Raw genomic sequence first — 26,448 nt, 5'->3', positions numbered from 1 at the left:
GTATGATTGACCTCTTCCTGGTCGTCACCACACGGCCTCGCTGGTTCCGTTGCATAGTCCCGGCGGAAGCTATGTGTATACAAGAACAAGCATTCGAAACGGTTACTCGGAAACATGAGTTGATGGCTTCAGGCCATGTGTGCAAAGAGAGGCAGGAAGGAAGGTTGCTGAGTCATCCATGACCGGGGCATTCTCGCCACGATCTCTGTAAAAAGGGCAACATATAACAGGCAAAGACGCATATGCTGGCTGGAGAAAATGCATCGCATTTTTACGCTTATTGACCCTTCTTAAGGTTTGCTAACCTTCCCTACATTTTAAAAGAGAAAGGTTATTTCTTATGTATACATCACTTCCCCAGACAAGCGAAGAATTTGAACAACGAAGTTGGGCAGAGATCGAGCCCTGGTATCAAGAATTATCCTCAACCACCCTCTCAGCGGAGACACTCTCTCCCTGGCTATTACAGTGGTCACACCTTGGCGCACTCGTTGACGAAACCATCACGCGCCATGAGATCGCCTGTACACAGAATACAGCCGACCAGGAGCGCCTTTTGCAGAAACAGCGCTTCCAGGATGAAGTCTATATCTATATCCAGACCTATGAGCAGCAATTGAAGCAGCAACTGTTAGCAAGCGGTCTGGAACCAGAGAATTTTGCGATACCACTGCGTAACCTCCGTGCCGAGGCTAGCATTTATACTGAGGCGAATGTAGCCTTACTCAATGACGAGCGCAATGTGGGCACTGTCTATCAAAATATCATTGGTGAACAGACAGTACAGTGGGAGGGTGAGGAGAAGAGCCTTGGTTCTCTCTATCCTGTCCTGCGTGATCCTGAGCGCGCACGTCGCGAGCAGGTCTGGCGCACAATGAGTGAGCGCAAACTGGTTGACCGGGAGGAGTTGGGGAAATTATGGGCTCAGGGTATCCAGGTTCGTCAACAAATTGCGCAAAACGCTGGCTACGACAGCTACCGCGAGTATCGCTGGCAACAATTGCACCGTTTTGACTATACTCCCAATGACTGTAAGCATTTCCATGAGGCGGTTGAGCAGGTATTTGTGCCCGCCGCCAGTAAGATCTGGGAGCAGCATCGCCAGCGCTTAGGGATTGAGACCCTGCGTCCCTGGGATCTCGCGGTCAACTCGCGCTCAAGCCAGGCACCACACACCGTCTCCGACGTACAGGGCTTCTTACAGCAATTTCAGGGACTCTTTGAGCATATCGACCCCCAGCTTGGTGCCTATTTCCAGACTATGCTTCAAGAGGATCTCTTTGACCTGGATGATCGCCCCTCCAAGGCGCCTGGCGGCTATAACCTGGCGTTAGAGGTCAGGCAGGTTCCATTCATCTTTGGGCGTGTGACGCTCTTAAGTGATGGCATAGGGCTGATCTCTCACGAGGCCGGGCACGCCTTCCACACCTTCGAGATGCGCTCGCTCTCGTACCTGCAACAGCGCAAAGAGTCTTTCGTGCCTATTGAGTTCGCGGAAGTCGCCTCGACAAGCATGGAGTTTATCGGCTCCATGCATCTGAATGAGGTAGGGTTGTGTACGCTTGAAGAGGCCGCCCAACTTCGCATTGAGCACCTGGAAGGGATGGTTACACACCAGTTCATCATGGTCGCGCGCGGCGATGCCTTCCAGCACTGGGCCTATGAGCATCCGGAACTCGCTACAGACCCCGCCCGCTGTGATGAGAAATGGGTCGAACTCTCGCAACGCTTCTACCCTGATGTGGACTGGAGCGGCCTGGATGCAGTCTACCGCTCTGGCTGGCAGAACACGCTCCACTTCTATGGCTACCCCTTCTACTACATCGAATATGCCTTCGCTGCCCTGGGCGCCATTCAGGTCTGGCGCAACTACCTGCACAATCCCCAGGACGGGTTACAAAAATATCGCTATGCACTCTCTCTTGGGGCGACCCGCACCCTTCCGGAACTGTTTGAGGCCGCCGGAGCAAAATTTGTCTTCGATAGGGAGATGCTCCAATCAACGCTTGCACTCTTGACTGATACACTTCATGAACTGGAAGTAGCACAAAACCACGTGTAAATTGACCTTTTAAGATCTAGATACCAGAGAGCGTGAGCGGGCCAATATGCGCAATTGCGCATATTGGCCCGCTCACGCTCTCTGGTAGGTTGCAATTTTGCTCAACTTCTGTTAATACTTAATCTCAGGCAATTACTAGTAAAGGATAGCGCACTCGTGACCACATCAACCCCACCACCAGTCATAGAGGATGCCATTGCATCTACCCTCCTCCCCCTCACACCCAGGCGAAAATATCTGTATATCACGCTCATGGTGCTGGCAACCATTGTTTGGGGCAGCACTTTCCTGGTCGTGCAGGAGACCATCAAGCTGACGGGTGTCTTCACCTTTCTGGCCCTGCGCTTCTCATTGGGAGCGCTAACCCTGATCCTGATCTTCCATAAGCGGCTGCGCCACATGAATCGCTATGAACTGGGCGCGGGAAGCTGTATTGGCCTCTTTCTCTTTGCGGGCTTTGCGTTGCAAACATGGGGGTTGCGCTATACAACATCCAGCGAGGCCGCTTTCATCACAGGGCTCTATGTCCCCTTTGTGACAATCCTCTCGCTCTTTATCCTCAAACAGAAGCCGACCCGTATGGCGATTACTGGGGTCGTAATCTCCTTTGTGGGCTTAACGTTGATCTCTTTCAATAAGAATCTCGTGTTGACCTTTGGTTTAGGTGAGCTACTTGTGCTGGGCTGTGCCGTTGCCAATGCGCTTCATATCGTAACGATAAGCAAATTTGCCCCGAAGGCCGATCCAATGAACCTCGCGATTGTGCAAATCGCGCTTACAGCTCTTCTGAGTGCTGTGGCGATTCCGCTAGCAGGAGAACCTCTGATCCTGCCTCCCGCTCCTGTCTGGCTCTCGGTTCTCTTTATGGGGATGATTGCGACCGCCTTCTGCTTCGCGGTGATGAACTGGGTGCAGCAGTCAGTCAGTAGCACTCAGGCCACGCTTGTCTATGCACTAGAACCAGTCTGGGCCGGCGTCTTTGGTTACGCTGTCGGTGAGATGCTCACGCCTCTTGGCTGGTTCGGTTGCGCCTGCATCCTTCTAGGCATGGTCATCGGTGAACTCCGCCTCTGGCCACGACGCAGTCGCTTATACAAGCGCGTTCCATGACCTTTATTGCCTAATGTGTTGTTGCATCCGTTCTGCGTCACCCCCTCGAGCAACGCGCGATCCAAGTCTGCCTCGCTCAGATCGGCCTGCTTCAGGTAAGTTCCTTGGAGATTAGCCTTGTTCAGATCGGCGCCTCGCAAATTGGCTTCGCGTAAGTCTGCCATTCTCAGGTCGACGAGAATCTCCCGGTTTTCACGTCGCCATTGATTCCAGGCTGGTATTCCCTGCCGCAGGAGATGGAGTTGTTCCTGATTCGCCATAGTGCTTCTCTTCGCCGTATCTTTCAACTTGATTTCTGAGAACATCTCATGCATTGTATCCTTTTAAACTCGATAAAGCAAGGACGAGGAGATTGAGAGAATGATGCGATGGGAAGCGTTGGCGAACAGGTTGAGGCATGGGTGAGATGTCCATCGTTGTGCGCGTGGCACAGGCGCACAACGATGGACATCTCACCTGATGGATGTGCTCCTACGAGATGTGCAAGACCACCTTCCCAGGAATGCGGCGCTTCTGGAATTGCTGGACAACCTCTGCAATTTCTGTCCAGGGAGCCTCTACGCCAATCAGTGGATGTAATCGCTCCTTAGCGACCAGCTGCGCCAGGCCGGTGAGTCCTTCTGCTCCAACTCTGCTTCTCAGTTCTACGGGCAAGACCAGGGTGGACAGATTGACGTTGCCTGTTCGCATAAACATCTCTCCCAGGTTCAGCGTCACATCAAGACCATCCATGATTCCCAGGCTGACACAGAGGCCATCAGGTTTGATCAGGCTACTCAATGCCATGGCTAACGCCTTTCCGCCTAGTACGTCGATAATGAGGTCGTAGGGGCCAAACTGTTGTGCGACAGAGAGATCGTCCCCCTTCACAATGTGGTGAACTCCTAGGACTTTTACACTCGCCACATTCGCCTCCTGCCGTACTGTTCCAACAACAGATGCTCCTGCAAGTTGGGCCAGTTGACACGCAAAATGACCAACACCACCGGAAGCACCAGTGACCAGAATGTGCCGGTTCAGCAGAAATCCGCCTCTCTCCAGCGCGTAAAGAGCAGTCAGCCCTGCGGTTGGGAGCGCGGCAGCTTGGGTAAAGGTAACCTCATTTGGGATCTCCGCAAGCTCTTTTGTCGGAACAGCGACAAGTTGTGCTCCAGCCCCAAAACGAGGAGCCACAAGGAGTCCGGCGACTCTGGTGCCAGGCTTTGGCCCTGATCCATCAGCGGCGGCCTGCTCGACAATGCCTGCCAAATCCCATCCCAGTTGCCCCCCGGATTCTGCTTGGGAGATTCTGTAGATGTCGCCCACATTGAGCGAGATCGTATGCACCCGAACCAATGCCTCTGATGGTGCGGGAGTTGGACGCTCAACTGTGCGTATCGCCAAGCGTCCTGCGACCTGAGGATCGACAACAATGGCTTGTATTGAACTCATCTGTTTCTCCTGAATACTCTCTGCTGGAGAGGAAACTTTTGTCTGTGGCTGGATCGCTGCTCTTTTCACCAAACAGTTCATATGTCTGGGACGGTGAGAGAGAGCTAGACCTTGCAGCCTGTCTGGTGCTATTATGGAGCAGCCTTCTTGTTGACAACAGGAGTGCGCTAAACATAGGTGTAGGAGTAACAGTTTCACACATCGAAAGATGACAAGAGAGCAAGAAAGAAGAGATGAGAGAAACAGGAAAGCGCCGCACACACCTTGCTGATTTTTTGAAAACCCGTCGTGCCCGTCTCCGCCCGGAGCAATTTGATCTCCCTGCCTATCCCAGGCGTCGAAAGCCCGGACTCAGACGAGAAGAACTTGCTCAACTGGTTGGAGTGGGCGTTTCCTGGTATACGTGGCTCGAACAAGGTCGGGATATTCATGTCTCCGATCAACTCCTTTCCCGCCTTGCAGATATCTTGCAATTGAATGAGCAGGAGCGCAGCCATCTGTTTCTCCTCGCACGAGATCCGCTTCCGCTTCCAGATGAGCAGGGCAGTGAGAACTGGGGGCATTCCGCAGCCTATCAAACCATTCTCGATGGATGGGGCATCTACCCAGCTCTGCTCGTTGATCGACATCTAGATGTGATCGCGTGGAATGAAAGTGCCAACCGCGTTTTTGGCGATTTCTCCAGTCGCTCTGAACGAGGTCGCAATGCTGTCTGGTCCACCTTTATGGAGCCTTCACAACGAGAACGTCTCGTACATTGGGAACAGGCGGCACGGCGAAGTATCGCACTCTTGCGCGCAAGGAGCGACCGCTACGCCAACGAGATATGGTTTCGGGAGTTGATCACTGAGTTACACCGGCTGAGTCCCGAATTTCGCGCCTGGTGGCCTGAGCATGACATTCTCTTCACATGTCACGATCAGAATGAAATCAATCATCCGCTGATTGGTCTCCTCGTATTCCAAGGAACGACTCTCGTCGTGCCGGAACGTCCTGACTTACAGATCGTGGTCCATACACCACTCTCGCAATTCGACACAACGACGAAACTCAGAGCATTCATGACCAATAAGAACATTTCACTTTGAGAAACTGAGTTTGCACTAGGATAGCTGTACAAGGGTTGCATGCAATAAAAAGGGCGTGCCAGTTTAACTAGCCCGCCCTCGTCTACTTATGGTTACTACCTACTCTTCAAGGTACTCTACAGAGATAGCCAGGCTTCAATCATCTGCCTATGCTCGGCGTAATGACGCCCCGTATTGTTGGCGAGATGCTCATATAGTTCATCGCTCGCTAGATCCTTTTCTTCAAGGTACTCTAGCATATTTACTATCTGGCTATATGAATTTGTGAACTCAGAGAGAATAGCTGCCAAAGGGGTGGAGCGCTTCGCTTCAACTGTAAGCGCATTAGCACGCTCGGTTGACCAGGTTTCGCCCTGGAGACCGGGATCCAACTCAATGCCATGGACAATTTCGCTAATCATGGCCTGCTCCCACCAGGTAAGATGAGCCAGGATATCCTTAATTGACCAGCTTCCCGCTACGCCGCTTTGTAGCATTTGCTGCTGGCTAAGCGGCTGGAGGAGAGCCTCTAGCCGGGTATGCTCGCTTTGTATCAGGCTCAAAAGGCGCGCTTTTCGTGTAGAGTCAAACATTCTCTATTCTCCAGTTATGGCAACAACAATTTGCTGAAGGCAAGATTTTCTCCTTCAGAAACAGCCTTTTTTCTATACCAACTCCCTTTCATGAAAAAGGAGAGCTGGCTCTATTTTGTTGATGCGTTGCTCACCACTGGAGTCACTGCCTGATAATGCATGCTGCTTCCCTCTTGACCATATGAATTCTTCCTGAGCATCGTGCTCTAAAGCAAATATACCATATTAATCCCATTGATGTAAGTTTTAGAGCACGATACTCTTCTGGTAAGAATGATAATAGAGTTAGTTGCTTAGGGTCAACTTTAATGTAGTTGTAGTGAGATGGCGCGGGCAGCCGTGATAATGTGCGGAAAGACAGTATCCTCATCTATGTCTCCCAGGACAATGATGCCAATGCTCGCCTCAGCAGGACGACCCGCGACGTGAATAGGGGCCGCGATCCCGCTCGCTCCCTGCTGGATCTCGCTGCGACTGACCGCGTAGCCTTTCTGGCGCGCCCGCGTCACTTGCGAACGCTCCCCACTTTGCGCCTCTCGCCCGGCAAGGATGGCGATGCCTGAGGCCGCCTGGTCAAGGGGATGGCGAAAGCCTGTGCGATATACGACATGCATATGGGTTCGACTGGGTTCTATAGTTGTAAGCACCACGGCTTCACTTCCGTCAGCGACGGTGAGGTGTGCGGTTGCTCCCAACTCTTCGGCGAGGCGGGTGAGTTCAGGTACGGCGACGCTCTGTAACTGTGGCTGTACGCTACGCGCCAGGGAGATCAAGCCCATTCCCAGGCGATAACGTCCGTCGTCCATCCTCTGAACCAGGCGATGCTCTAAGAGCGTGTTAAGCAAGCGATATGCTACTGTGCGATGCAGGGCAAGCCTGCCCGCCACCTCCTGGGAGAGGAGCCCTTCTGGCTCCTTCGCCAGTAATTCAAGCACATGTAATCCTCGATCAAGCGTCTGGACCGTCTCTCCACGTGCCATTGGTTGTTGTTCTAACATACTCCTGCCTTCTATCTTGACATTTTGACCTATATGGGGTACACCTAATGTAGGATCTATTATCGGAAAGTGAGTTCGATTATCGAACATTCTATAGTAGTATACAATGTTGTAGCCCTAAAAGGGAAGGAGCCACGCTCATGGTCGAGCAAGATTTCATGCCCATTCAGAACTTTGACTACATTGAAATGTATGTCGGCGATGCCCGACACACCTCGTATTATTTTAGTCAGGCCTGGGGCTTTGTGCCTGTGGCCTATGCCGGTCTGGAGACCGGCGTTCGCGACCACACAAGCTATGTCCTGGAGCAGGGCAATATTCGCCTGGTGATTACCGCGCCCCTGAGTCCTGAAGGCGAGATCGCCGAGCATGTACATCTACATGGCGATGGCGTGAAGGATGTGGCTTTCCGCGTTGAGAACGCCGAGCGAGCCTATCGCGAAGCTACCAGCCGGGGCGCACAGGGTGTTCTAGAGCCTACCGAGCGTCGCGACAGCTATGGTTCGGTCAAGCTAGCTGCAATCAAAACCTATGGCGATACCATTCATACCTTTGTCGAGCGCCAGGATTACAAAGGTGTCTTCCTGCCGGGCTTCAAGCCTCTGGAGAGCAATCAACCACGCCGCGCTCGCCCCGCGGGCCTGGCTGGAATCGATCACGTTGTAGGCAACGTTGAGCTAGGTAAGATGAATGAGTGGGTCTCTTTCTATGAGCGGATCATGGGCTTCACGCAGATGATCCACTTCGATGATCGCCAGATCAGTACCGAGTACTCCGCCCTGATGTCAAAGGTTATGCAGAATGGTAGCGGACGCATCAAGCTGCCCATCAATGAGCCTGCTCAGGGTCGCAAGAAATCCCAGATCGAGGAGTACCTGGACTTCTACCGCTCACCTGGCGTACAACATCTGGCCCTGATCACCGACGATATCGTCTCAACCGTACGCAACCTGACGGAGCGCGGCGTCGAGTTCTTGCGCACACCGCAAAGCTATTATGAAGATGTACTGGATCGTGTAGGTCATATCGATGAGGACCTCCAACAACTGGCAGAACTTGGCATTCTGATCGATCACGATGAGGAAGGCTACCTGCTCCAGATCTTCTCTAAGCCCGTCGTGACACGTCCAACCATCTTCTTTGAGATCATCCAGCGCAAGGGCGCACGTGGCTTTGGCGAGGGCAACTTCAAGGCGCTCTTCGAAGCCCTTGAGCGTGAGCAGGAGCTGCGAGGCAATCTGTGATATGAAGCTTGTGACCTTTCGCGACAAGCAAATACAGGCGGGGGTGATACGCGACGAGCGTGTCATTCCCCTGCCCTATCCCTCCCTGCTGGAGTTATTGCAGGATCCGCACGGGATGACGATGGCGCGAGAAGCGCTGGCAACCTCCACGCACGACCTGCCGATCGACGCGGTGAAGCTCCTGCCCCCAATTCCTGAGCCACCCACCCTGCGCGATTTCTACGCTTTCGAGCAGCATGTCAAGGCGGGTCGTGCCACACGCGGGCTGGAGATGATCCCCGAGTGGTATCAGGTGCCAACCTTCTACTTCTCCAATACCAGCGAGATCTATGGTCCCGACGAGCCGGTTCCCTATCCGACTGGAAGCCAGGAGCTGGACATCGAGCTGGAGATTGCCTGTGTGATTGGGCGCGAAGGCAAGAACATTTCCGTGGAAGAGGCCGAGAGTTATATCGCTGGCTACACAATCATGAATGACTGGAGCGCGCGTGATTTCCAGCGCCTGGATATGAAGCTCAACCTGGGGCCCGGCAAAGGCAAGGATTTCGCGACCTCGCTTGGTCCCTGGCTCGTGACGCCGGATGAACTGACAGGGCGCCGCTCCGGCAGTGGGGAGAGCGAGCGTTACGATATGACCATGCTGGCACGCGTCAATGGACAGGAGATCTCGCGCGGCAACTTTCAGCAGATCTACTATAGCTTCCCACAGATGGTCGCCTACGCCTCGCGCAACGCTCGTCTACGCCCAGGCGACGTCATCGGCTCTGGCACTGTTGGCACAGGTTGCTTACTAGAGATTGGTACCTCAGTGCATCCCTGGTTTCAGCCTGGAGAGACAATCGAACTTGAAATTGAGGGTATCGGGATTCTACGCAACACCATTGTCTAGCGCGTTTGCAATGTGGCCGATGTGAATGGTCACACCTGCCAGGAGGACAATAATGCCACCTTATCATCGCCTGGGTAAGATTCCGCCCAAACGGCATACGCAATTTCGTAAGCCAGATGGAACGCTGTACTCGGAAGAGCTGTTTGGAATCGAGGGCTTCTCCAATAACTACTCGAACATCTACCACTACTATCCACCCACGCGAGTAAAGAAGATCGAGCACTTCAGCGAGCGTCACCTGGAGGAGTGGAAGGTCGATGTCCAGCGCCATCATCACCTGAAGACCGCCCAGTTACAGCCAGGCGGCGACGCTGTACTGGGCAATCAGATTCTGATGTATAACCAGGACCTCACCATTGGTATTGCGCTACCAAACGAGCAGATGAACTACTTTTATCGCGATGGTGGCGCGGACACCATGTACTTTGTCCACGAGGGGCGCGGCGTCCTGGAAACAACCTTTGGCCTGCTCCCCTACCATGAGGGCGACTACATCATTATCCCACGCGGCACGACCTATCGCTTTAACATAGGCGAGAGCAGCCCACAGAGTCGCTTCCTCATTGTTGAAGCGTACGGAAGTATTCAGCCACCACGTCGCTATCTCAGCCCTAATGGTCAGTTGCTTGAGCACTCGCCCTACTGCGAGCGCGATATTCGCAGACCCGAGGAGCTGGTAACACACACCGAGCAGGGCGAGTTTGAAGTGCGCGTCAAAGTTGGAGATCTCATCTCCAGCTATTGGTACGATTTCCATCCCTTGAATGTTGTGGGCTGGGATGGCTACGAGTATCCCTGGATTTTCAACATTGACGACTTCGAGCCGATTACTGGGCGAGTCCATCAGCCTCCGCCAGTGCATCAGACCTTCCAGGGGCCAAACTTTGTGGTCTGCTCGTTTGTGCCACGCAAGCTCGATTACCACCCGCTCTCCATTCCCGTGCCCTACAACCATAGCAACATCGATAGCGACGAGATGCTCTACTATGTAAACGGCAACTTTGGCAGCCGGCGTGGCATCGAACGCTCTTCGATCTCACTGCACCCACGTGGCATCCCACACGGACCACATCCGGGAGCCGTCGAGAAGAGCCTGGGCGTCGAACGCACCGACGAGTTGGCAGTAATGGTTGATACCTTCAACCCTCTCAAATACACCTCTTCCGCCCATACTATCGATGACAGCAGCTATCCCTATAGCTGGCAGTAACAAGGATAAGATGATGTGAGGCGCAGCGGCAGCCTGTAGCTGCCGCTGCGCCTCACATCATCTTATCCAGGCGAGCACCGCAGATGGGAGAAGTCACGCCAACGACACATTGACTATACAATTGCCTTGCGTTGAAAGACTGGCTTCACCGAGCGATCCAGAAAGATATAGCCTAGCGTAATCGCGCTCATCAAAATGCCAAAGAGAGGACCAAGCAAGTGTAACCCTTTATATTCAGGCTGCGTTACCAGGAAGAGTTCATATACAATCTCCACGGTCTCATATCCAGCAGTAAACCAGAAGGCCCAGAATTGCAGAGTCCAGAGACCATATACGACCACAAACCCAAGCAACGCCCCCACGATCAAAGCGATAAAATCACGTGAACCAGCAGCAGTAAAAAAGAGCAAACCAAGGCAACTTAGCGCACCACCAAGCTCGAATATGGCCATGGTGGTAATACCCGAGGGGCGTTTATAGTGAGTCAGTTTCATCAAGACCTCGTACCTTTAGCGAGAGGGCAGTTTCCTCCCCAACCTCCACAGAACGACATATATATCTCTACAATTTATACGCCTTTCTCCTGGCTACGTCAAAACAGGCAGTACTATTTATCGGAATATCCTCACACACAATACATACGTAACCTCTGCATTGATATCTCCCTGTTTCACCAAGCTTTATCTTAGGAATGTGCACATATCTGAAGAATTAAGAGAGGAGCAGAGCATGCAAAGCCATAGGCGACATCCATTCCTGGCACGCCTCTGTCTGCTCGTGCTCTTGCTTTATCTACTTCCACTCTCCCCAGCCTTCTCACGCTCAACCCGCCTCGCCGATGGTGGCAATCCCTATCACTATACGCTGGAGCAACTCCAGGCGGCGCTCCCTCAGCCCATACTGGATAAGCACCCCCAATGGATCACTATGTACTGGGGTGCCTGGCAAATCCTTACCAAGCATATCCTGGCGGGAACCCCCGAAAATGGCTTTGTGAGCTACTATATGGACCCGGCCTTCAATGGCGACATTTTCCTGTGGGACACCGTCTTCATGAGTATGTTCGCACGCTATGGACGCGACCTCTTTCCCGTCACCGCCTCCTTCGATAACTTCTACCACAAACAGGATGCCGATGGCTTTATCGCCCGCCAGTTTAAGGGTACCAGCGGACTGCCCTATCAGGGGAAAAACGATCCCAACTCAATCAATCCACCCATTCTCTCCTGGGGCGAGTGGGAATACTACCAGCTCAGCGGAGACAGCAGCCGCCTCAAGACTGTCCTGCCCAGGCTGATAAAGTTCTATACCTGGGTCAAGACGCATCGCACCAATAGCGACGGCCTCTACTGGAACACAGGCGTGGGCAGCGGCATGGATAATTCTCCTGAGCATACCGTCTGCGACACCTGTTTTGAGCCTGGCCAGGACTGGATCGATATGTCCGCGCAACAGGCCCTCAACGCCCTCTCTATCTCGCGTATCGCCCAGGCGGTTGGCAACACCCAGCTTGCCAGCCAGTTTCAGCAGGAGTACGCCCACTTAAAGAATCTCATCAATCAGCGCATGTGGAGCAAGCAGGATGGCATGTACTATCCCATCAAGGATGGCCAACAACGCCCGGTGAAGACCATTGGCTCATTCTGGCCTCTGCTGGCGCAACTCGCCGACACCAACCAGGTCTCCCGGCTCATTAAAGAGCATCTGCTTAACCCAAACGAGTTCTATCGTGAGCACCCCTTTGCCTCGCTGGCCGCGACCGATCCTCACTATAACGCGGCGACAGGAAACTACTGGAATGGAGGAGTATGGGCGCCAACAAACTATATGGTCGAGCGGGGGCTAAAGCTCTATGGTGAGGAAGATACCGCCTACCAGGCTGCACTACAAGACATAGACAACATCTACCGGGTCTACCAGCGCACTGGTACCCTCTGGGAGAACTACGCGCCCGACTCGGCCTCACAGGGGATTCCTGCTCGCCCCAACTTTGTCGGCTGGTCCGGCAACTTCGCGATCAGCGAACTGCTTGAAGACATCATCGGCCTGCGCGTCGACGCCCCCGCCCATACCCTCAACTGGCGACTGAACCTGACCGAGCGCAATGGTATCACCAACCTGCACTTTGGCCAGAATGTGGTATCACTCGTGGCAGAACAGCGCCAAAACGCCAGCGATACGCCCCACCTGACCGTTCAGGCGCTACAACCCTTCACACTCAACCTCTCGCTCCCAGGAGGGAAGACATTTGCACATACCTTCACCTCTGGAAAATGGCGCTGGACACCAGATTCAAAGGAGCTTAAAGATAGCTGACTATTAGTTGGCGCCTTACATTAGATATGAGATATGCAGCAAGGCAATAGCTGACAGGAAAAATAGGGTGCATAAATATGGGAGGAGGGACAGTCTGCCCCTCCTCCCATATTTATGCACCCTATCTCGTAGGCACCATAGGCACGCTACCCTTAAAGCAGCTCTTGCAAGAGATAAAGAAACTCATCGAGCTCGATTGGTTTCTTCATGCGCAGGAGCTTTTTGTGCTGTACAGAGATAGCCATGAGATCCGGCATGGCGCTGATCAGGATGACAGGTGTATCATCGTAGCTCTCCATAGAGCGAATGACCTGGTAAAGTGTATAGCCGTCCATATCAGGGAGGCGATAATCGCAGACAAACAGATCTAGCTGCGTGCGCTTAATGTGATTTAAGGCATCTTTTCCGGTGGTCGCGAGTGTAGCAGTATGTGGCGTCTCCTGCTTAATGGCCTCCGTCAAAAACAGGCCAATTTCTGTATCATCTTCCACAACCAGAATATTTTTTGCGGCTTTACCGGGCTGTTCTGCATAGTTAAACATGGGCTAGTCCTCTTCTGATGTAGGATAAATCAGGTTATGCTAATCTCACGCGCCTTCTCCGTAAATCGTCTCAAACCTACACCAGAAGTCCTCCATATTAACCTTTTTCGATTTAAAGCTTCTTATGCAAGGAATTATTATCTATTACATTGTCATTCCCAGTCTCGCAGCTACATGGGAATCTGCGGCTGGATAGACCCGTTCAGCGGGCATAATCAACTGATCAAGGGTTCCTGACTCGACATAGCGATGTTGCTCACGCACAAATTGCGAGATATCTTCGATATCAAGAATCCACTCACGAGCATACTGTACCAGGACTGGCCCGCGTAAACCCAGTTGAATGGCCCGGCGTTCAAGCTTCGCGCCCCTGGGATCATGATCAGGGTCCCATTGCAAGCGTACATGTGAGGTCTCCAGGGCCTGCTTCCAGGCCTCATGATTTCCATATAACGCTTCCTTATAGGTCGAATGTACCGCCTGTACCAGGATTTCGTCAAAGGCAGCGCGCTTAAGGCGCACCGCCAGCACGACTTCCTGGTGCTCCTTCTGCGCCCAACCGCTCCGGTACATCATCCATAGAAAATTGGGCTTCACCCAGCTCATGCGCTCCAGCGAGAATCCTCCGCCAAAATAGCCGCGCCTGGCGGCAAAGCGCCCGATGGCTGGCCTGTATGCCTGGTACACTACGACTGATGTCTCGTCATACTGCGCAAGAATGTGCTTGCCCTGCTGAGGCCATACTTTAAGCTGATCTTCGTAACGCTCGGTGAGGAGATGGGTTTCGCTCATAAATTGCTCTCCATAAGTATATATTCGCATCAAATATGTTTAATATTTTAATACACTATGAGGAAAAGCGCATCCACATGCACAAAAAAATGTCACGAGAGGAACCTCTCGTGACACAGCTGGCGGAAAGTCAAACATGGTAAGAGAATTTTTATGCTTTGTTTTGCCCCAGGTCAACGGTCGCGACAAACCACTTGCCGCCAATCCCCTGGCCATTGGTCTGTCCCGCAGCCGAATCGCCGCTATATGTATACAAAGGGTGCCCATTATAGACAACTTGCTTACCGCCGTTAGCATCCAGAGTAGCCAGTTGCCCTGGTAGCTTGCTACTCGTCTGAGGCGTGTCAGAACCTGAATAGAGGAGTGGCGGCCAGCTCTGCGCGCAGCCATCCGTGCAGGCAACCTTCGATGCTGTGTCAGGCGTGAAATAGTAGAGCGTCATGCCCTTCGCGTCTGTCAGGATGGTTGTGGCCTTGCTCTCAATCGTGGCTGAGGCCGTCTTGATCACGACACCGCTTGTTCCGCCACTATTCCCTCCATTACCATTGCCATTGCCATACCCATCCCCTCCAGTCGTAGGCGTGGGAGTCACAGCGTTCGATTGAGGAGTAGTAGTATACGCGTTAGAACCGTTATCGCCGTTGGCTGTGCCACCACATGCCGCCAGGAAGAGTAGCAACACAAACACCATACTATAGAGAAGAGTATGTCTTCGTAAGCTCATAAAATGTATCCTCCAAAAAACACAGGTCTTTAAGCCTTGAATGCAGGGGCTGTCGATATATAGAAGCGAATCACTTCACATTGAATGAATACATCAGCTTCCTGAATTACACCTGAAAGGGGAGTGATAATATGGTCAGGGGTGGTCAAGTTGACAGAAGTGCTCTATGATATAAGCAGAAATTTTCAGCGACAAAGGGAGAAGGCTAGAGCCGTGTGTAGACACGTGCTTTAGCAGCGTTGGGCCACGCACGGTGAACCATGATATGTAGACGCGTGCTTTAGCAGCGTCGCTCAACCACTCTCCCCAGCTCCGTTGCAACTATAGAGGACATAGACAAGATGCTTGAACACATGCGGGAAATGGGCCTGGATTTCTCTAAGCCCTGGTACATTCAATGGACATGGGACCCCATCTTCCTGGTCTTCCTCCTGGTCATTATCGGTCTCTACCTGTACGCCATCGGTCCCTATCGGACAATGGTCCATCCCCAGGCGCAACTCAAGCGCGGCCAGACCATTGCCTTTCTCCTAGGTGTCTTCGTGCTCTTCGTGGCACTAATTTCGCCTCTCGATACCTTTGCGATGGTCTCCTTCACGGGTCATATGACGCAACACCTGCTGGTATCACTCATCGTCTCGCCCCTCCTCGTGGTCGGTATCCCCGAGTGGCTGGCACAGGCGATCTTAAAAGGCAAGTTTGCGCAGACGACCTGGAAATGGCTTACATTCCCGTTTATCGCGCCTGTGCTCTTCAACGCTAACATCTGGCTCTGGCATGCACCGCCCATTCTCAATGCCATGATGTCCAACCATAACCTGCACGCACTGGCCCAGGTCTGCTACCTGGTTACCGGCATTATCTTCTGGTGGCCGCTCTTTGGCGCCAGAGTCGAGCGTGCCTATGAGCTCAATCTGCTGGAGAAGATGCTCTACATCCTGCTCAGTGATATGCCCATGGTGGTCATTGGCGCTGGCCTGACCTTTATGCAGCCGCTTTACGACGTCTACAAGCGCAATCTGATCGGCCTCTCTCCCGTCACAGACCAGCAACTGGGCGGCTCTATCATGTGGATTCCTGGCGCCATTTTCATGATCGTGATGGCCAGCATCCTCTTCCTGCGCTGGATGCTCCAACTAGAGGCCAGGCAGAAAGAGACCGACGCGGCGCTCGCCCTCGCCCTGGAACAAGGCATGGAAGACGAAGAGGAATAGATACCGCTTAATCACAATTGTAAAGAGGCTGGATCCTTGGGGACCCGGCCTCTTTACAATTGTGATTATAATCTACCCCTTCAGGCCACTTTGTCTGTAACCCTCAACGATGTAACGCTGGAGCACGAAGAAGACGATCACCAGGGGCAGAATCGCAATGGCCGCACCGATAAACAACTCATGCAGATTGAGTACCTGCGCATTCAGGAAGTTCGAGAGCACGACCTGCACGGTATAGGCTGTAGGGTCCTGACCAATCACCAGGGGCCAGAGGAAGGAGTTCCAGCTGGCAATAAAGGTAATCACGCTTAAGGCCGCAATGATGCCATAGGAGTTAGGCACCACAATACGCCAGAAGACGCCCCAATACCCCAAGCCATCCACACGACCCGCCTCCTCCAATTCATGCGGAAAACTCAGGAAGAACTGGCGGAACAGGAAGGCCGTAAAGCCGCTAAAGACGCCGGGCACCACCAGGCCCTGCAAGGTGCTGACCCAGTTGAGATACGATACGACAACGTATACTTCAACGAAGATGACCGCGAAAGGAATCATCAGCGTGAGCAGGACAGCGTAGAGAATCGCGTTTGACCAGCGATAGGGGATACGCGCCAGGCCATAGCCAGCCAGGGCGGAAATCAGAATCTGCCCCGCCGTCTGCAAGATAGCAATCGAGGCCGAGTTTTCCAGCCCGCTGATGAAAGGCACATCAGGATCACTGAACAACTCTTGAATATTCTCGAAATGAAGGGCGGAGGGAAAGAAAGTCCAGTGGGGCGAGGTAATTTCAAGATCCGTCGCCAGGCCATTTCTTACAATCAGATAGAACGGCAACAGGAAGATGAGCGCCAGGATCACAAGCGCCGCATAGCGTATGATGGTCCAGATGACTTTACCAGGAGAAACACTCGTTCTCTGGCGTGCGCCAACGGATGGAGATTGTACGGTCTCTGAGGTGGATGCTGCCATACCCTTTTCCTTTATTCTCTGCTAGGATTACTACTGCTGATGAGAAATTTCAGTTGCGCACTTAATCACGTGTGCCAAAGCCCAGTAAACGTCCCTGGATCAGGCTAAAGATGATGATAATCAGCGTGAGGATAATGCCGCCCGCGCTACCGGTACCGTAGTTTTGCCCGGTCAAAGCCACATTATAGAGGTAGACCAGCGGAGGACGCGCCAGAATCGAGTTTCCACCCGTCATAATGTTGAAAAACTCATCAAAGGCCTGGAAAGCGGCGATCACGTTGAGCAAAAGCACGGAGATAGAGGCATTACGTAGTAAAGGGAAGGTGATGGACCAGAAGGACTGCCAGCCTTTCTTCGCACCATCGACATACGCCGCCTCGTAAAGCTCGCGCGGAATGTCCTGCAACCCGGCAATAAAAATGATCATGTAAATGCCGATTTGCAGCCAGAGACGCACGGTCGTCAGCACCAACCAGTACCAGGGGGGATTCGGACTGGAGATCCAGAGAATAATATCGAGGCCAAAGGCATGACGAATAGCGTTCGCCAGGCCGTAGGTCGAGCCATTAAAGATGCTCATCTTCCAGATAATCGAGGCCAGGACATAAGAGCAGGCCGTGGGCAAGAAGAAGACTGAGCGGAAGAAGCTCTGGGCAAATTTTATACTATTGACCAGGAGCGCCAGGCCAAGCGAGCAGGCAAAGGTCGTTGGCACAATGAAAAAGGCGAAAATGGTAAAGACCAGCAGGGCATGCGTAAAGTCAGGATCCGTGAGCATCGTAATGTAGTTTTGTAAGCCCACAAATTTGGTCGGGGTAATGGTCGCGCGCGCATCGGCGAAGCTGAGGATAACGCCCCAGATAATGGGAATATAGAAAAAGATTATCAGCCCAAGAATCAAAGGGCCAACAAAGCTCCAAAAGACCAGTGTCGTCCGGCGTGAGTGTCGTCGTATGCGCTTCTGGGCACTCAGTTCCATCTCACGCACGGGCTGCGCCTCGGGGACCGAAGAAGTAGTAAGAGACTTCATAAGTTCATCCTTCCATAAGCAGAGCTTTCCAATTCTTGGAAGCATGGGGAGGCTCCACTTTCTCAGGAGAGCCTTCGCGCCTGCGGCGCTCAAGGGTAAGGGGTGTGCGCGGAAAATGGCAAAGCCATTTTCCGCGCACACCCCTTACCCCGAAGGCTCGCTACGCGAGCCGAGGCAAGAGCCGGAAGAGATTTGGAAGACCCCGCTTCCATAAGGGCCTGGAATTGACAAGTTGAATTAACCAGTTAGAGAGGACTTTCCAGGACCTTAGAACTAGCTGAGCTCTTTCTGCAACTCGCTGTTGCACTTCTCAGCCGCGGCATCCAGGGTCGCCTTGGCGTTCTGGCCAGTCTTGACGATCTGGCTGACCGCGTTCTGCAAGGCTGTATCCATAGCAGCGTTCCAGAGAGGGGAGACCGCGTGTCCATACTTATTCAGGATGTCCACGGCGTCCGCGGCCTGGCCTTGCGTCAGTTTATCAGTCTGGGCGGAGGTGCTAATGCGCGGAGGCACATGGAAACCATAGCCCACATTCCAGTCCTTCTGGATCGTGCTATTGGTAACCCATAGCCACTTCACATAGGCTTTGGCCGCGTCAAGATTCTTGCTCTTGGCGCTGACCATCTGCGCCCAGCCACCATTGATGGTCGCGGGCTGGCTCTGAGCGTCAAGCGCGGGGAAGGGGAAAACGCCAAAGTCATCGCCAACGGCGCTCTTCTTGATAAGCGGCATCGCCCAGAGGCCACACCACTGCATCGCTACCTGGCCCTGCTGGAAGGTCGAGGAGTCCCACCAGAAGGTAGGCGCATCCGGCAAAATACCACCAGAGGTACTCAGCTCATGCAATTTCTGATAGGCTGCGGCCATACGATCCGTATTAAACGCAATTTTATTATCCGAAGAGAGGTAATCGCCGCCAGAGGCCCAACCAGCAATGAGATAGAGCGCGTTTACGCCTCCATCGGGACCAACATAAATACCCTTGCGATCCGACGTTGTCAGCTTTTTGGCCGCGGCAATCAGATCATCTATCGTTTTAGGAATGTCCAGGCCAGCCTGCTGGAACATACTCTTGCGATAGTAGACAAAGGTGGGGTCATTGATCATCTTGATGCCGTAGACCTTGCCATTGACAGTAAAGGGCGCCAGCGAGGCAGGCTTGAAGTCGCTCTTAACATCGGCAATGATATCGTCCAGTGGGGCCAGCAAACCAGCTTTGACCTGGTCGAGAGAGAGAGATGAGTTCTCAAATACATCGGGGGGATTAGAACCGAGCAAAGCCGAACGCACCTTGTCCGGATATTCATTGCCCGTGCCAGGCAGCCAGCTCACCGACACCTTTGCCTTGTCATATTGCTTGGCATATTTGAGGACGGCATCGTGAGTGCCAGGCTCTCCATACTGGTGATACCACTGCGTCAAGGCAGGAAGATCGCTGCTACCGCCACCGCTACCACTGCCACCGGTACCGGCGCAGGCCGCTAGCAGGGAGCCGCCCAGCATCATAGAACCAGAATATTGCAGGAATCGACGGCGAGAGATGTCCGCGGGGACACGCATGTGAGACATAGGTTAAGCTCCTTGTAACTATTTCAGTACGACAATGTAACCGAAAGCTATTCCCTCAACCTTGCAAATACTGAAGAAATAACCAACAAGCTTATAAGTATTCCGTGCTCTCACATAAATAAACAAATGCACATATACTTATACACACCTGGTAGAAAGAAGATGTGCATTATTGTTCGGTAAGAACAACAGGCAGATCACGTACCTTTCTACTAATCATATGATTAATAGCACACGTGAAATGCTATGTGAGAGATGGAGAGAAAGTATTGCCTTTTCACAAAACTTTGTAGCGCTGCGCTACATTGAACAGCTAGAACTTAAAAGGTTTATCATTTTCGATGCAAGCCGTCGAAAAATACTCGTATTCCTGGCAGAAAAACTGTGGTCGCATACTGACGTCTATCAGGCAATCCTGATACTGCTGCCTGTATTCCAAATCGGCTATAATTAAGCTATAATGTTCTGGCCAGGAAGTATAACCACCACCTTCTATTGACGCATCTCAATTCTTAATTCCCACTTGTAAGATTAATAATAGCATTTTCTTCTGACTTTTGTCAATGAATGATAATAGTTTTTTGCAGGAAAAGAGGTGCAGGGAAATGCAACTACAACCTATCGGACGTAAAAAGATTCGTGCGATCAATCAAAACATGCTGCTTAATCTTATTCGCATGCATGCGCCCATCTCGCGCACACAGTTGCAAAAAATCTCTGGCTTAAGCCAGGGGACGGTGGTAAGCTTAATTACACAACTCATTGAGCGCGAGCTAGTCATCGAAACGGGTATGGCTGCCTCAACGGGTGGTAGAAAAGCAGGCCTGCTAGAACTCTCTCCCCAGGGGGCTATGCCATTGGCATTCACCTTATGGAGCACCATATAATTGCTGCTCTCCTGGATCTACAGGGAGAGATCCATACCATTGAGACTATTCCTCTGCACCTGCGCGATCACGGAGAAGAGGCGGTCGCCCTGATCGCCTCATGCGTAGAGCAATTTATCGCAAAGAGTGGTGTTCCCCGGCAAAAAATTATTGGTCTGGGCTGTGGAGTTTCGGGTCCCGTGAATCGTCTGACGGGCATAAGCGTCGATAGCTGGATTCTCAATTGGCATCAAATTTCTATCCGTCAACCTCTGTCAGAACGCCTGGGCATGCCCATATTTGTTGAAAACTCGATGAACTGCCTGGCAAGCTACGAAAAGCTCTATGGACAAGGAGAAACATGTAGTGACTTCCTCGTTATCTCCTTGGGGCGAGGACTGGGGCTAGCGACCGTCCTGAATCATGGTATTTACAGGGGCACAAAAGGCATCGGGGCCGAATTTGGTCATATTCCTCTCTTCAACAATGGCCGCCTTTGTGAATGCGGCAACCAGGGCTGCCTGGAAGCATATGTGGCGGACTACGGCATTGTCGGAACCTACCGCGAACTGGGAGGAAGCATCGAACCTCTCCAGCGTGAACAGGTGGACGAGCGTATCATCGATATCCTCTACGAGCGTGCACAAAATGGTGATGCCGCAGCCATTCTTGCCTTCCATCGTACTGGCAGATTTCTCGGGCTGGGAATCGCCTCACTCGTCAATCTCTATAATCCCGCCTGCATCATGATAGACGGGGGAGCCGGCCATCGTATCGAGCTCATGCGCGACACAATGCACACCACTCTGGAGAAACATATTTTCTCTCAGCTAGGACAGGACCTAACTATGCTCATCGATACAGATACAAACATGGACAACTGGGCGCGTGGCGCGGGCTGCCTCGTCTTGCAAGATTTCTTTGCACCTACGCTTTTTAACGAGCGAGCTTTGTAACAAGTGTAGCTTGTAACAAGTGTGCTAATGTAACAAATATTACAATTCATTAACACTTTGATTAACTTCGATTAACTTTGTGCTTTTACAATGTGTAACGTGAGAGATCTGCTCCACCCTTTCGCTGCTCTACTGCGAAGTTTTCCTTACCTATCTAAGGAGTTACACATCATAATGGGTATACACCTTGCATTGCGCCGATACACACGCAAACCGCGTTTAAATGTATTATTTCTTCTTGCTTGTGTAGCGTGTTTGCTTGTCGCCTGTGGGGGGACCTCCTCCAACGCAGCCTCCAATAACACTCAAAATGCTGCAAGCTGTGATAAGCAAACTGGCTTCACCCTCTACTCAGCTATCGGCTATGACTCGGATGCCGCCAAAGCCTTCCAGAAACAGACGGGCATTCATGTCAAACTGGTCGATGATAGCACTGGCAATCTCCTGGCTAAGATCTCGGCTGAGCGCAATAATCCTCAGTGGGATGTGGCATGGTTCGATGGCAATGTCACGATGCAGACCCTCGATGACCAGGGCTACTTACTAAAATGGAACTCACCCAATATTAACAACTATACCACGCAGGGCATGAGTAACGTTCCCAGCGATCACGCCTACTATCCTACAGGCCTTACCGCGGCTGGTGCCATCGTGTATAACACCAAGCATATCCCAGCCGCCGGACTTCCTAAGGATTGGCAGGATCTAACCAAACCCGAGTATAAAAACCTGCTCGCCGAAAACGATCCTGCGTTCTCTGGGCCCGCATATCCCTTTATCTCGGGTGTCTCTCAGGTAATGGGGGGCGAGGATCAGGGTAAGCAATTCTTCCAACAGCTCAAAGCCAATGGTGACAAGATCTTCCAGACCAATGATCCAACCTTGAATAGCGTCGAGACGGGCGCGCGCGAGTTCGCGATTGTACAGGATAGCGCCTACTATGCCGCCAAGAAGGCTGGACAACCCCTGGGCATTATCTACCCCACCTCCGGCGTCACCTCGCTACCCAGCGAGATTGGTATTGCCGCAAACAGCCGGCACAGCGCCTGTGCCCAGCAGTTTGTCAATTGGATCATCTCGTCCGCCGGTCAGACCGTAGCAATCAACCATGATCCTACGGATGGCGATACGTACTTCGTTGAGATCATTAAGGGGGTCACTCCTATCGTCTCTCGCCAGACAGATGGCATCAACTTTGTCACCCTGGACGTTCCCAAGTGGGCTAGTGTGGAGAATGAGCTAAAACAATGGTTCCACGACAACATCGTTCGACAGTAACAGATCAGGCGGCAATGGAGGCTGTAGCAGATGCTACAGCCTCCAGGCCCTTACCTTTTTGGCGTATCCTACTACGTAGAGGCGGCCAGCTCCTTATAATAGCACTTCCGCTGCTACTTCTACTGCTCTTTGTGCTCTATCCTCTGGCGGCCATCATCCTCCAGAGCATCTTTCCTCACATCTATGATCCGCTCCCCAACCTGGAGTTTAGCCTGGAAGCGCTTACGAAAGTCTTCTCTAACTCAGAGAATTACCTGGCTTTCTTCAATTCGCTCTGGATAGGCCTGGTGACTGCACTCATCGCCTGTGCTTTAGGCACGATGCTGGCATTTCTCGCGCGGCGTACGGACCTACCTCTTTGCCGGAGCATGGATACCCTGGTCTGGATCGTCTTCTTTACGCCCTCGTTCTTGCTTGGCGAGGCCTGGTCGCTGATCTTCATTCGCGGCGGCATACCCGATCAATACTTCCACTTCCCAGCGCCATTGATCAATGGTTTCTTCTCGCCTGCCGGGGTGATCTTCATTCTCAGCCTGAAGAGCTTTCCCTATGTCTACCTTTCGGTGACAGCAGCTCTGCACTGGCTAGGTTCAGAGTTTGAGGATGCGGCTCGTATCGTAGGCGCGCGCAGCTGGCGCGCATGGCTCTCTATCAATATGCCTCTCCTTCTGCCCGCTATCCTGGCGGCAGGGTTGATCGTCTTTGCCGAGGCTCTCTCTGACTTTGGCACAGCGGCCACCATCGCCCAGAATTCAAATGTGATCCTTGTCACCTACCAGATCTATACATCGATCAACACATCTCCCGTTGATTTCGAGCTGGCGGCCTCACTCTCGCTCTTCTTGTTTATCGCGATTGGCCTGGCGCTACTACTTCAGTCAGCCATATTGCGCACACGTTCTTTCCAGGTTATCAGTGGCAAAAATAAGCCTGCCCACACGCTCGCGCTGGGTGTCTGGAAATGGCCGGCGACCATCTTCTGCATCGCCGTTTTCGTAGTCGCATTGCTAATCCCGTTAAGCATGTGCCTGGTATTATCATTACTGCATGCCTTTGGGCAAGGTCTGACAGCCAACAACTGGACCCTGGATAACTATACGACAGTCCTGGCAAATGGGTCCGACGACCTGGATGCCTTGCTGCGTACACTCTGGCTCGCCCTGACAAACGCCTCGGTCACGGCCCTGGTGGGTCTACCACTGGCCTTCATTATTAAGCGCACACAGATACCCGGGCGCCGAGTACTTAGTCTTGTAACGCTGCTCATGATTGCAGTGCCGGGCATTATCCTTGCCTGCGGCTATATCTTTGCCTGGAACGCTCCATACCTGGAGTATATTGGCATCGGTGGCGCGACAGGCATCCAGTTCTATGGCACGGTCTGGGTCCTGCTAGCGGCCTACGTTGGGGGTAGTCTACCCTATGCCACGCGTTTAGGCTCGGGCGCGCTGGATCAAATCGGACAAACAATGCTCGAAACGGCGCGTGTCCAGGGGGCAAGCCTCCCTCAACTGCTGATGCGCATCGTTGGGCCCCTCCTGCGCTCAAGCCTGGTCTCCATCTGGTTACTTGTCTTTACCGGCACCATGTTTGAGCTAGCCGCCTCCGAGCTTCTTTATCCACCCGGACAGCCAACGATGCCTGTACGCATCATTGCCCTCTTCGATACCTTTAAGCTAGGTCCCGGCATGGCGCTGGCGATGCTCAATATCGGCCTCGTTACCCTGGCCCTCGTCGTCATACGTTTCCTTCCCTGGCTCGCTCGCCAGGCGATGCAAGCACAAGTGCGGAGAAAACCCATTTATGTACCTGAAGATCAAACAACTGAGCAAGAGCTACGGATCACGACCAGTCGTATCTAATGTGGATATGACGATGGAAGAGGGAGAGATCCTCTCCCTCCTGGGGCCATCTGGCTGTGGTAAGACCACGATTCTTAGAATGCTTGCGGGTCTCATCACACCCACGAGTGGCTCTATCGAGGTAGGTGGTCGCGTCTTCTATGATGGGTCACGTGAACTGCCCGTCGAGGAGCGCGACCTGGGCATGGTCTTTCAAGATTATGCACTTTGGCCTCATATGACCGTATTCAATAATGTTGCCTTTGGCCTGCAACTACGGCGTAAGCCACGCTCTTACATCAAAAAACGCGTTGAGGAGCTATTAGAGCTGGTGAATCTGTCGGGCATGGGAAAGCGTTACCCGTATCAGCTCTCGGGAGGTCAACAACAGCGAGTATCGGTGGCGCGCGCTCTAGCAACAGCCCCGCGCCTGCTCCTCCTCGACGAGCCACTTTCGAGCCTGGATACATCCCTGCGCGAGACCATGGGGGCGGAACTCGTTCAGCTCTTCAAGCAACTCAAGATTACCGCCATCAATGTCACACACGATCAAAACGAGGCCATGACCATGTCGGATCGTATTGTTGTGCTACGTGATGGTCAGATTCAGCAGGTTGGCACACCTACCAATCTCTACCTACAGCCTACCAATAAGTTTGTAGCCTCATTTATGGGTCCAGTGAATACCCTTCAAGGACAGCTTGTGCAGCAGGCGGAAAGTAGCTTACATGTCCAACTCGACAACCACTATTTTGACAATCTCACACTGCTTGGCTCGCCTCACCAGGCCAGCCATGATCTACGCGTTGATCAGCAGGTCCATCTCATCTGCCGCCCGGCCAATATCTTGCTGCATCCAGAAGTTCCTCACGGCGAGCATCCTAACATCTTCGCTGGCACCGTTACCTATTCATCCTTTGTTGGGGGACGCTGGCGAACGCTGGTAGAGGTAGGAAATGGGGAGAAACAGCATATCCAGGCCTTCGCCGCATCACAGTACCAACCCCAGGCCAATGTGTGGGTGGAGCTCCCTCCAGAACACTGCCTAGTTGTACCATAAAGGGCCAGCAAAGACATTCTTGCGCGACCTCGATTTCTGTCGCATTTCATGCTACACTGCTATAGTAGGATGATTAAACATCCAGAGCGAGCTTACTCAGAGCGAGCTTATAAATCACATAGCGCATGTTTTGTGGCAAATGGTGGATTTGATAATAGCACAACACCTATGCTAGAGAGGATATGCCCTCCCCATACACACTCCCCATAGAAGACCAATGTCCCGATATTCTTCATTCAGATAGGCTGGCCTTCCATGATACTACCTGGATGCGGAAAGGAAAGAGAGGCAACGTCATGACTTGGACTGTACAGGCTATTGAACGAGCGCAGAGAACTGTTCAGGCAACCGAAGTCCTTCGCCAACATGCGGCAACCATTGCCAATGTCTGTAGCGAGACAGAGGGAAATCAGATTATCGTAGCAATGGTCGAGGTGGATGGCTCCTTCGCTGGCACACAGGTTATTCCCCGCGCTGAACTACAAAATCAACTTGAAATTCTTGAGATACAGGAACACAAGTGGGTGCTTGCGCTCTCCCCCAGTTCTTCCATTCATGACATTGAACGGCGCTGTGCTGATATCGGTTACTTCGCCAATCGCAGGCGCTCCGCCATCCAGCGTCGCCTGGATCAACAGCACTAGCACTCACTCCTGCACAATTGCAGCACAGCTAATAGTCATAACA

General features: G+C 52.5%; 24 protein-coding genes and 2 pseudogenes. 14 read left to right on the top strand and 12 right to left on the bottom strand.

Annotation, left to right across the window (positions count from 1 at the left end; translation table 11 throughout):
* Positions 1-340: 340 nt before the first annotated feature.
* A complete protein-coding gene (locus KTE_RS46265; protein WP_201394233.1) occupies positions 341-2,062 on the top strand; it encodes a M3 family oligoendopeptidase in 1,722 nt (573 codons plus the stop codon).
* A 156-nt stretch (positions 2,063-2,218) separates the two neighbouring features.
* The gene (locus KTE_RS46260) at positions 2,219-3,172 is read left to right on the top strand and encodes a DMT family transporter (RefSeq protein WP_201394231.1); all 954 of its coding nucleotides are present in this window, start codon (positions 2,219-2,221) and stop codon (positions 3,170-3,172) included.
* A gap of 53 nt (positions 3,173-3,225) precedes the next feature.
* Here the strand turns inward: KTE_RS46260 and KTE_RS50395 are convergent.
* The 3 genes and pseudogenes from KTE_RS50395 to KTE_RS50385 form a co-directional block, all read right to left on the bottom strand.
* A pseudogene (locus tag KTE_RS50395) lies at positions 3,226-3,336 on the bottom strand (pentapeptide repeat-containing protein); the annotation flags it as partial.
* Between the two features lie 307 nt (positions 3,337-3,643).
* Positions 3,644-4,231: a zinc-binding dehydrogenase gene (locus KTE_RS50390; RefSeq protein ID WP_374226893.1), complete on the bottom strand. Its 588-nt coding sequence runs from the start codon at positions 4,229-4,231 to the stop codon at positions 3,644-3,646.
* A gap of 57 nt (positions 4,232-4,288) precedes the next feature.
* Positions 4,289-4,603 (bottom strand): annotated as a pseudogene (locus tag KTE_RS50385) (alcohol dehydrogenase catalytic domain-containing protein); the annotation flags it as partial.
* Between the two features lie 233 nt (positions 4,604-4,836).
* Between KTE_RS50385 and KTE_RS46250 the strand changes: the two are divergent.
* Positions 4,837-5,691, top strand: coding sequence for a helix-turn-helix transcriptional regulator (locus KTE_RS46250; protein ID WP_201394227.1), 855 nt, complete (start codon positions 4,837-4,839; stop codon positions 5,689-5,691).
* 116 nt (positions 5,692-5,807) lie between these two features.
* On the opposite strand, the gene KTE_RS46245 is transcribed toward KTE_RS46250, so the two are convergent.
* Both KTE_RS46245 and KTE_RS46240 read right to left on the bottom strand, forming a co-directional pair.
* Positions 5,808-6,263 carry a ClbS/DfsB family four-helix bundle protein gene (locus KTE_RS46245; protein ID WP_201394225.1) on the bottom strand — a complete coding sequence of 152 codons (456 nt, stop codon included), beginning with the start codon at positions 6,261-6,263 and terminating at the stop codon, positions 5,808-5,810.
* Between the two features lie 305 nt (positions 6,264-6,568).
* Positions 6,569-7,261: an IclR family transcriptional regulator gene (locus KTE_RS46240; RefSeq protein WP_201394223.1), complete on the bottom strand. Its 693-nt coding sequence runs from the start codon at positions 7,259-7,261 to the stop codon at positions 6,569-6,571.
* A gap of 140 nt (positions 7,262-7,401) precedes the next feature.
* Here KTE_RS46240 and hppD point away from each other — a divergent pair, with 140 nt between their 5' ends.
* Genes hppD through KTE_RS46225 form a run of 3 tightly spaced genes read left to right on the top strand, consistent with a single transcriptional unit; the run spans position 7,402 to position 10,604 of the window.
* Positions 7,402-8,505, top strand: coding sequence for a 4-hydroxyphenylpyruvate dioxygenase (gene hppD, locus KTE_RS46235; RefSeq protein WP_201394222.1), 1,104 nt, complete (start codon positions 7,402-7,404; stop codon positions 8,503-8,505).
* Between the two features lies 1 nt (position 8,506).
* A complete protein-coding gene (locus KTE_RS46230) occupies positions 8,507-9,394 on the top strand; it encodes a fumarylacetoacetate hydrolase family protein (RefSeq protein WP_201394221.1) in 888 nt (295 codons plus the stop codon).
* Between the two features lie 52 nt (positions 9,395-9,446).
* Positions 9,447-10,604: a homogentisate 1,2-dioxygenase gene (locus KTE_RS46225; protein ID WP_201394220.1), complete on the top strand. Its 1,158-nt coding sequence runs from the start codon at positions 9,447-9,449 to the stop codon at positions 10,602-10,604.
* 113 nt (positions 10,605-10,717) lie between these two features.
* On the opposite strand, the gene KTE_RS46220 is transcribed toward KTE_RS46225, so the two are convergent.
* Positions 10,718-11,101 carry a hypothetical protein gene (locus tag KTE_RS46220; protein WP_201394219.1) on the bottom strand — a complete coding sequence of 128 codons (384 nt, stop codon included), beginning with the start codon at positions 11,099-11,101 and terminating at the stop codon, positions 10,718-10,720.
* A 232-nt stretch (positions 11,102-11,333) separates the two neighbouring features.
* Here KTE_RS46220 and KTE_RS46215 point away from each other — a divergent pair, with 232 nt between their 5' ends.
* Complete coding sequence (locus KTE_RS46215; protein ID WP_201394218.1) at positions 11,334-12,920, top strand: trehalase family glycosidase; 1,587 nt, start codon at positions 11,334-11,336, stop codon at positions 12,918-12,920.
* Positions 12,921-13,072: 152 nt separating this feature from the next.
* Here the strand turns inward: KTE_RS46215 and KTE_RS46210 are convergent, their stop codons facing one another.
* The 3 genes from KTE_RS46210 to KTE_RS46200 all read right to left on the bottom strand — a co-directional run bounded on the left by KTE_RS46210 (position 13,073) and on the right by KTE_RS46200 (position 14,978).
* On the bottom strand, positions 13,073-13,462 hold the full coding sequence (locus tag KTE_RS46210; protein WP_201394217.1) for a response regulator: 390 nt from the start codon (positions 13,460-13,462) through the stop codon (positions 13,073-13,075).
* A gap of 144 nt (positions 13,463-13,606) precedes the next feature.
* A complete protein-coding gene (locus KTE_RS46205; protein WP_201394215.1) occupies positions 13,607-14,254 on the bottom strand; it encodes a DUF4291 domain-containing protein in 648 nt (215 codons plus the stop codon).
* A 151-nt stretch (positions 14,255-14,405) separates the two neighbouring features.
* The gene (locus tag KTE_RS46200) at positions 14,406-14,978 is read right to left on the bottom strand and encodes a hypothetical protein (protein WP_201394213.1); all 573 of its coding nucleotides are present in this window, start codon (positions 14,976-14,978) and stop codon (positions 14,406-14,408) included.
* Between the two features lie 341 nt (positions 14,979-15,319).
* On the opposite strand from KTE_RS46200, the gene KTE_RS46195 reads away from it, so the two are divergent.
* Positions 15,320-16,192 (top strand): cytochrome c oxidase assembly protein, encoded by an 873-nt coding sequence (locus KTE_RS46195; RefSeq protein WP_201394211.1) that lies wholly within the window; start codon positions 15,320-15,322, stop codon positions 16,190-16,192.
* Positions 16,193-16,264: 72 nt separating this feature from the next.
* On the opposite strand, the gene KTE_RS46190 is transcribed toward KTE_RS46195, so the two are convergent.
* The 3 genes from KTE_RS46190 to KTE_RS46180 form a co-directional block, all read right to left on the bottom strand.
* Positions 16,265-17,161, bottom strand: a complete 897-nt coding sequence (locus KTE_RS46190; RefSeq protein WP_201393322.1) for a carbohydrate ABC transporter permease — start codon at positions 17,159-17,161, stop codon at positions 16,265-16,267.
* A gap of 61 nt (positions 17,162-17,222) precedes the next feature.
* Positions 17,223-18,191 (bottom strand): carbohydrate ABC transporter permease, encoded by a 969-nt coding sequence (locus KTE_RS46185; RefSeq protein WP_201394209.1) that lies wholly within the window; start codon positions 18,189-18,191, stop codon positions 17,223-17,225.
* Between the two features lie 273 nt (positions 18,192-18,464).
* A complete protein-coding gene (locus tag KTE_RS46180; protein ID WP_201394207.1) occupies positions 18,465-19,760 on the bottom strand; it encodes an ABC transporter substrate-binding protein in 1,296 nt (431 codons plus the stop codon).
* Between the two features lie 605 nt (positions 19,761-20,365).
* Between KTE_RS46180 and KTE_RS46175 the strand changes: the two genes are divergently transcribed.
* The 6 genes from KTE_RS46175 to KTE_RS46150 all read left to right on the top strand — a co-directional run bounded on the left by KTE_RS46175 (position 20,366) and on the right by KTE_RS46150 (position 26,405).
* Positions 20,366-20,647, top strand: a complete 282-nt coding sequence (locus tag KTE_RS46175; protein ID WP_201394205.1) for a hypothetical protein — start codon at positions 20,366-20,368, stop codon at positions 20,645-20,647.
* The gene (locus tag KTE_RS46170; protein ID WP_201394203.1) at positions 20,632-21,582 is read left to right on the top strand and encodes an ROK family protein; all 951 of its coding nucleotides are present in this window, start codon (positions 20,632-20,634) and stop codon (positions 21,580-21,582) included. Before KTE_RS46175 ends, KTE_RS46170 begins: the two co-directional genes overlap by 16 nt.
* A gap of 174 nt (positions 21,583-21,756) precedes the next feature.
* On the top strand, positions 21,757-22,860 hold the full coding sequence (locus KTE_RS46165; protein WP_201394201.1) for an extracellular solute-binding protein: 1,104 nt from the start codon (positions 21,757-21,759) through the stop codon (positions 22,858-22,860).
* Positions 22,830-24,722 (top strand): iron ABC transporter permease, encoded by a 1,893-nt coding sequence (locus tag KTE_RS46160; RefSeq protein WP_201394199.1) that lies wholly within the window; start codon positions 22,830-22,832, stop codon positions 24,720-24,722. The genes KTE_RS46165 and KTE_RS46160 overlap by 31 nt, the downstream gene beginning before the upstream one ends.
* Positions 24,664-25,761: an ABC transporter ATP-binding protein gene (locus KTE_RS46155; RefSeq protein WP_201394197.1), complete on the top strand. Its 1,098-nt coding sequence runs from the start codon at positions 24,664-24,666 to the stop codon at positions 25,759-25,761. The genes KTE_RS46160 and KTE_RS46155 overlap by 59 nt, the downstream gene beginning before the upstream one ends.
* A gap of 296 nt (positions 25,762-26,057) precedes the next feature.
* Positions 26,058-26,405 carry a hypothetical protein gene (locus KTE_RS46150; RefSeq protein WP_007920962.1) on the top strand — a complete coding sequence of 116 codons (348 nt, stop codon included), beginning with the start codon at positions 26,058-26,060 and terminating at the stop codon, positions 26,403-26,405.
* Positions 26,406-26,448 lie beyond the last annotated feature (43 nt).

Source organism: Ktedonobacter sp. SOSP1-85 (assembly GCF_016587415.1).
Classification (GTDB): domain Bacteria; phylum Chloroflexota; class Ktedonobacteria; order Ktedonobacterales; family Ktedonobacteraceae; genus Ktedonobacter.
The sequence above is the reverse complement of the archived record's forward strand: the minus strand, read 5'-3'. Positions and strand labels throughout refer to the sequence as shown.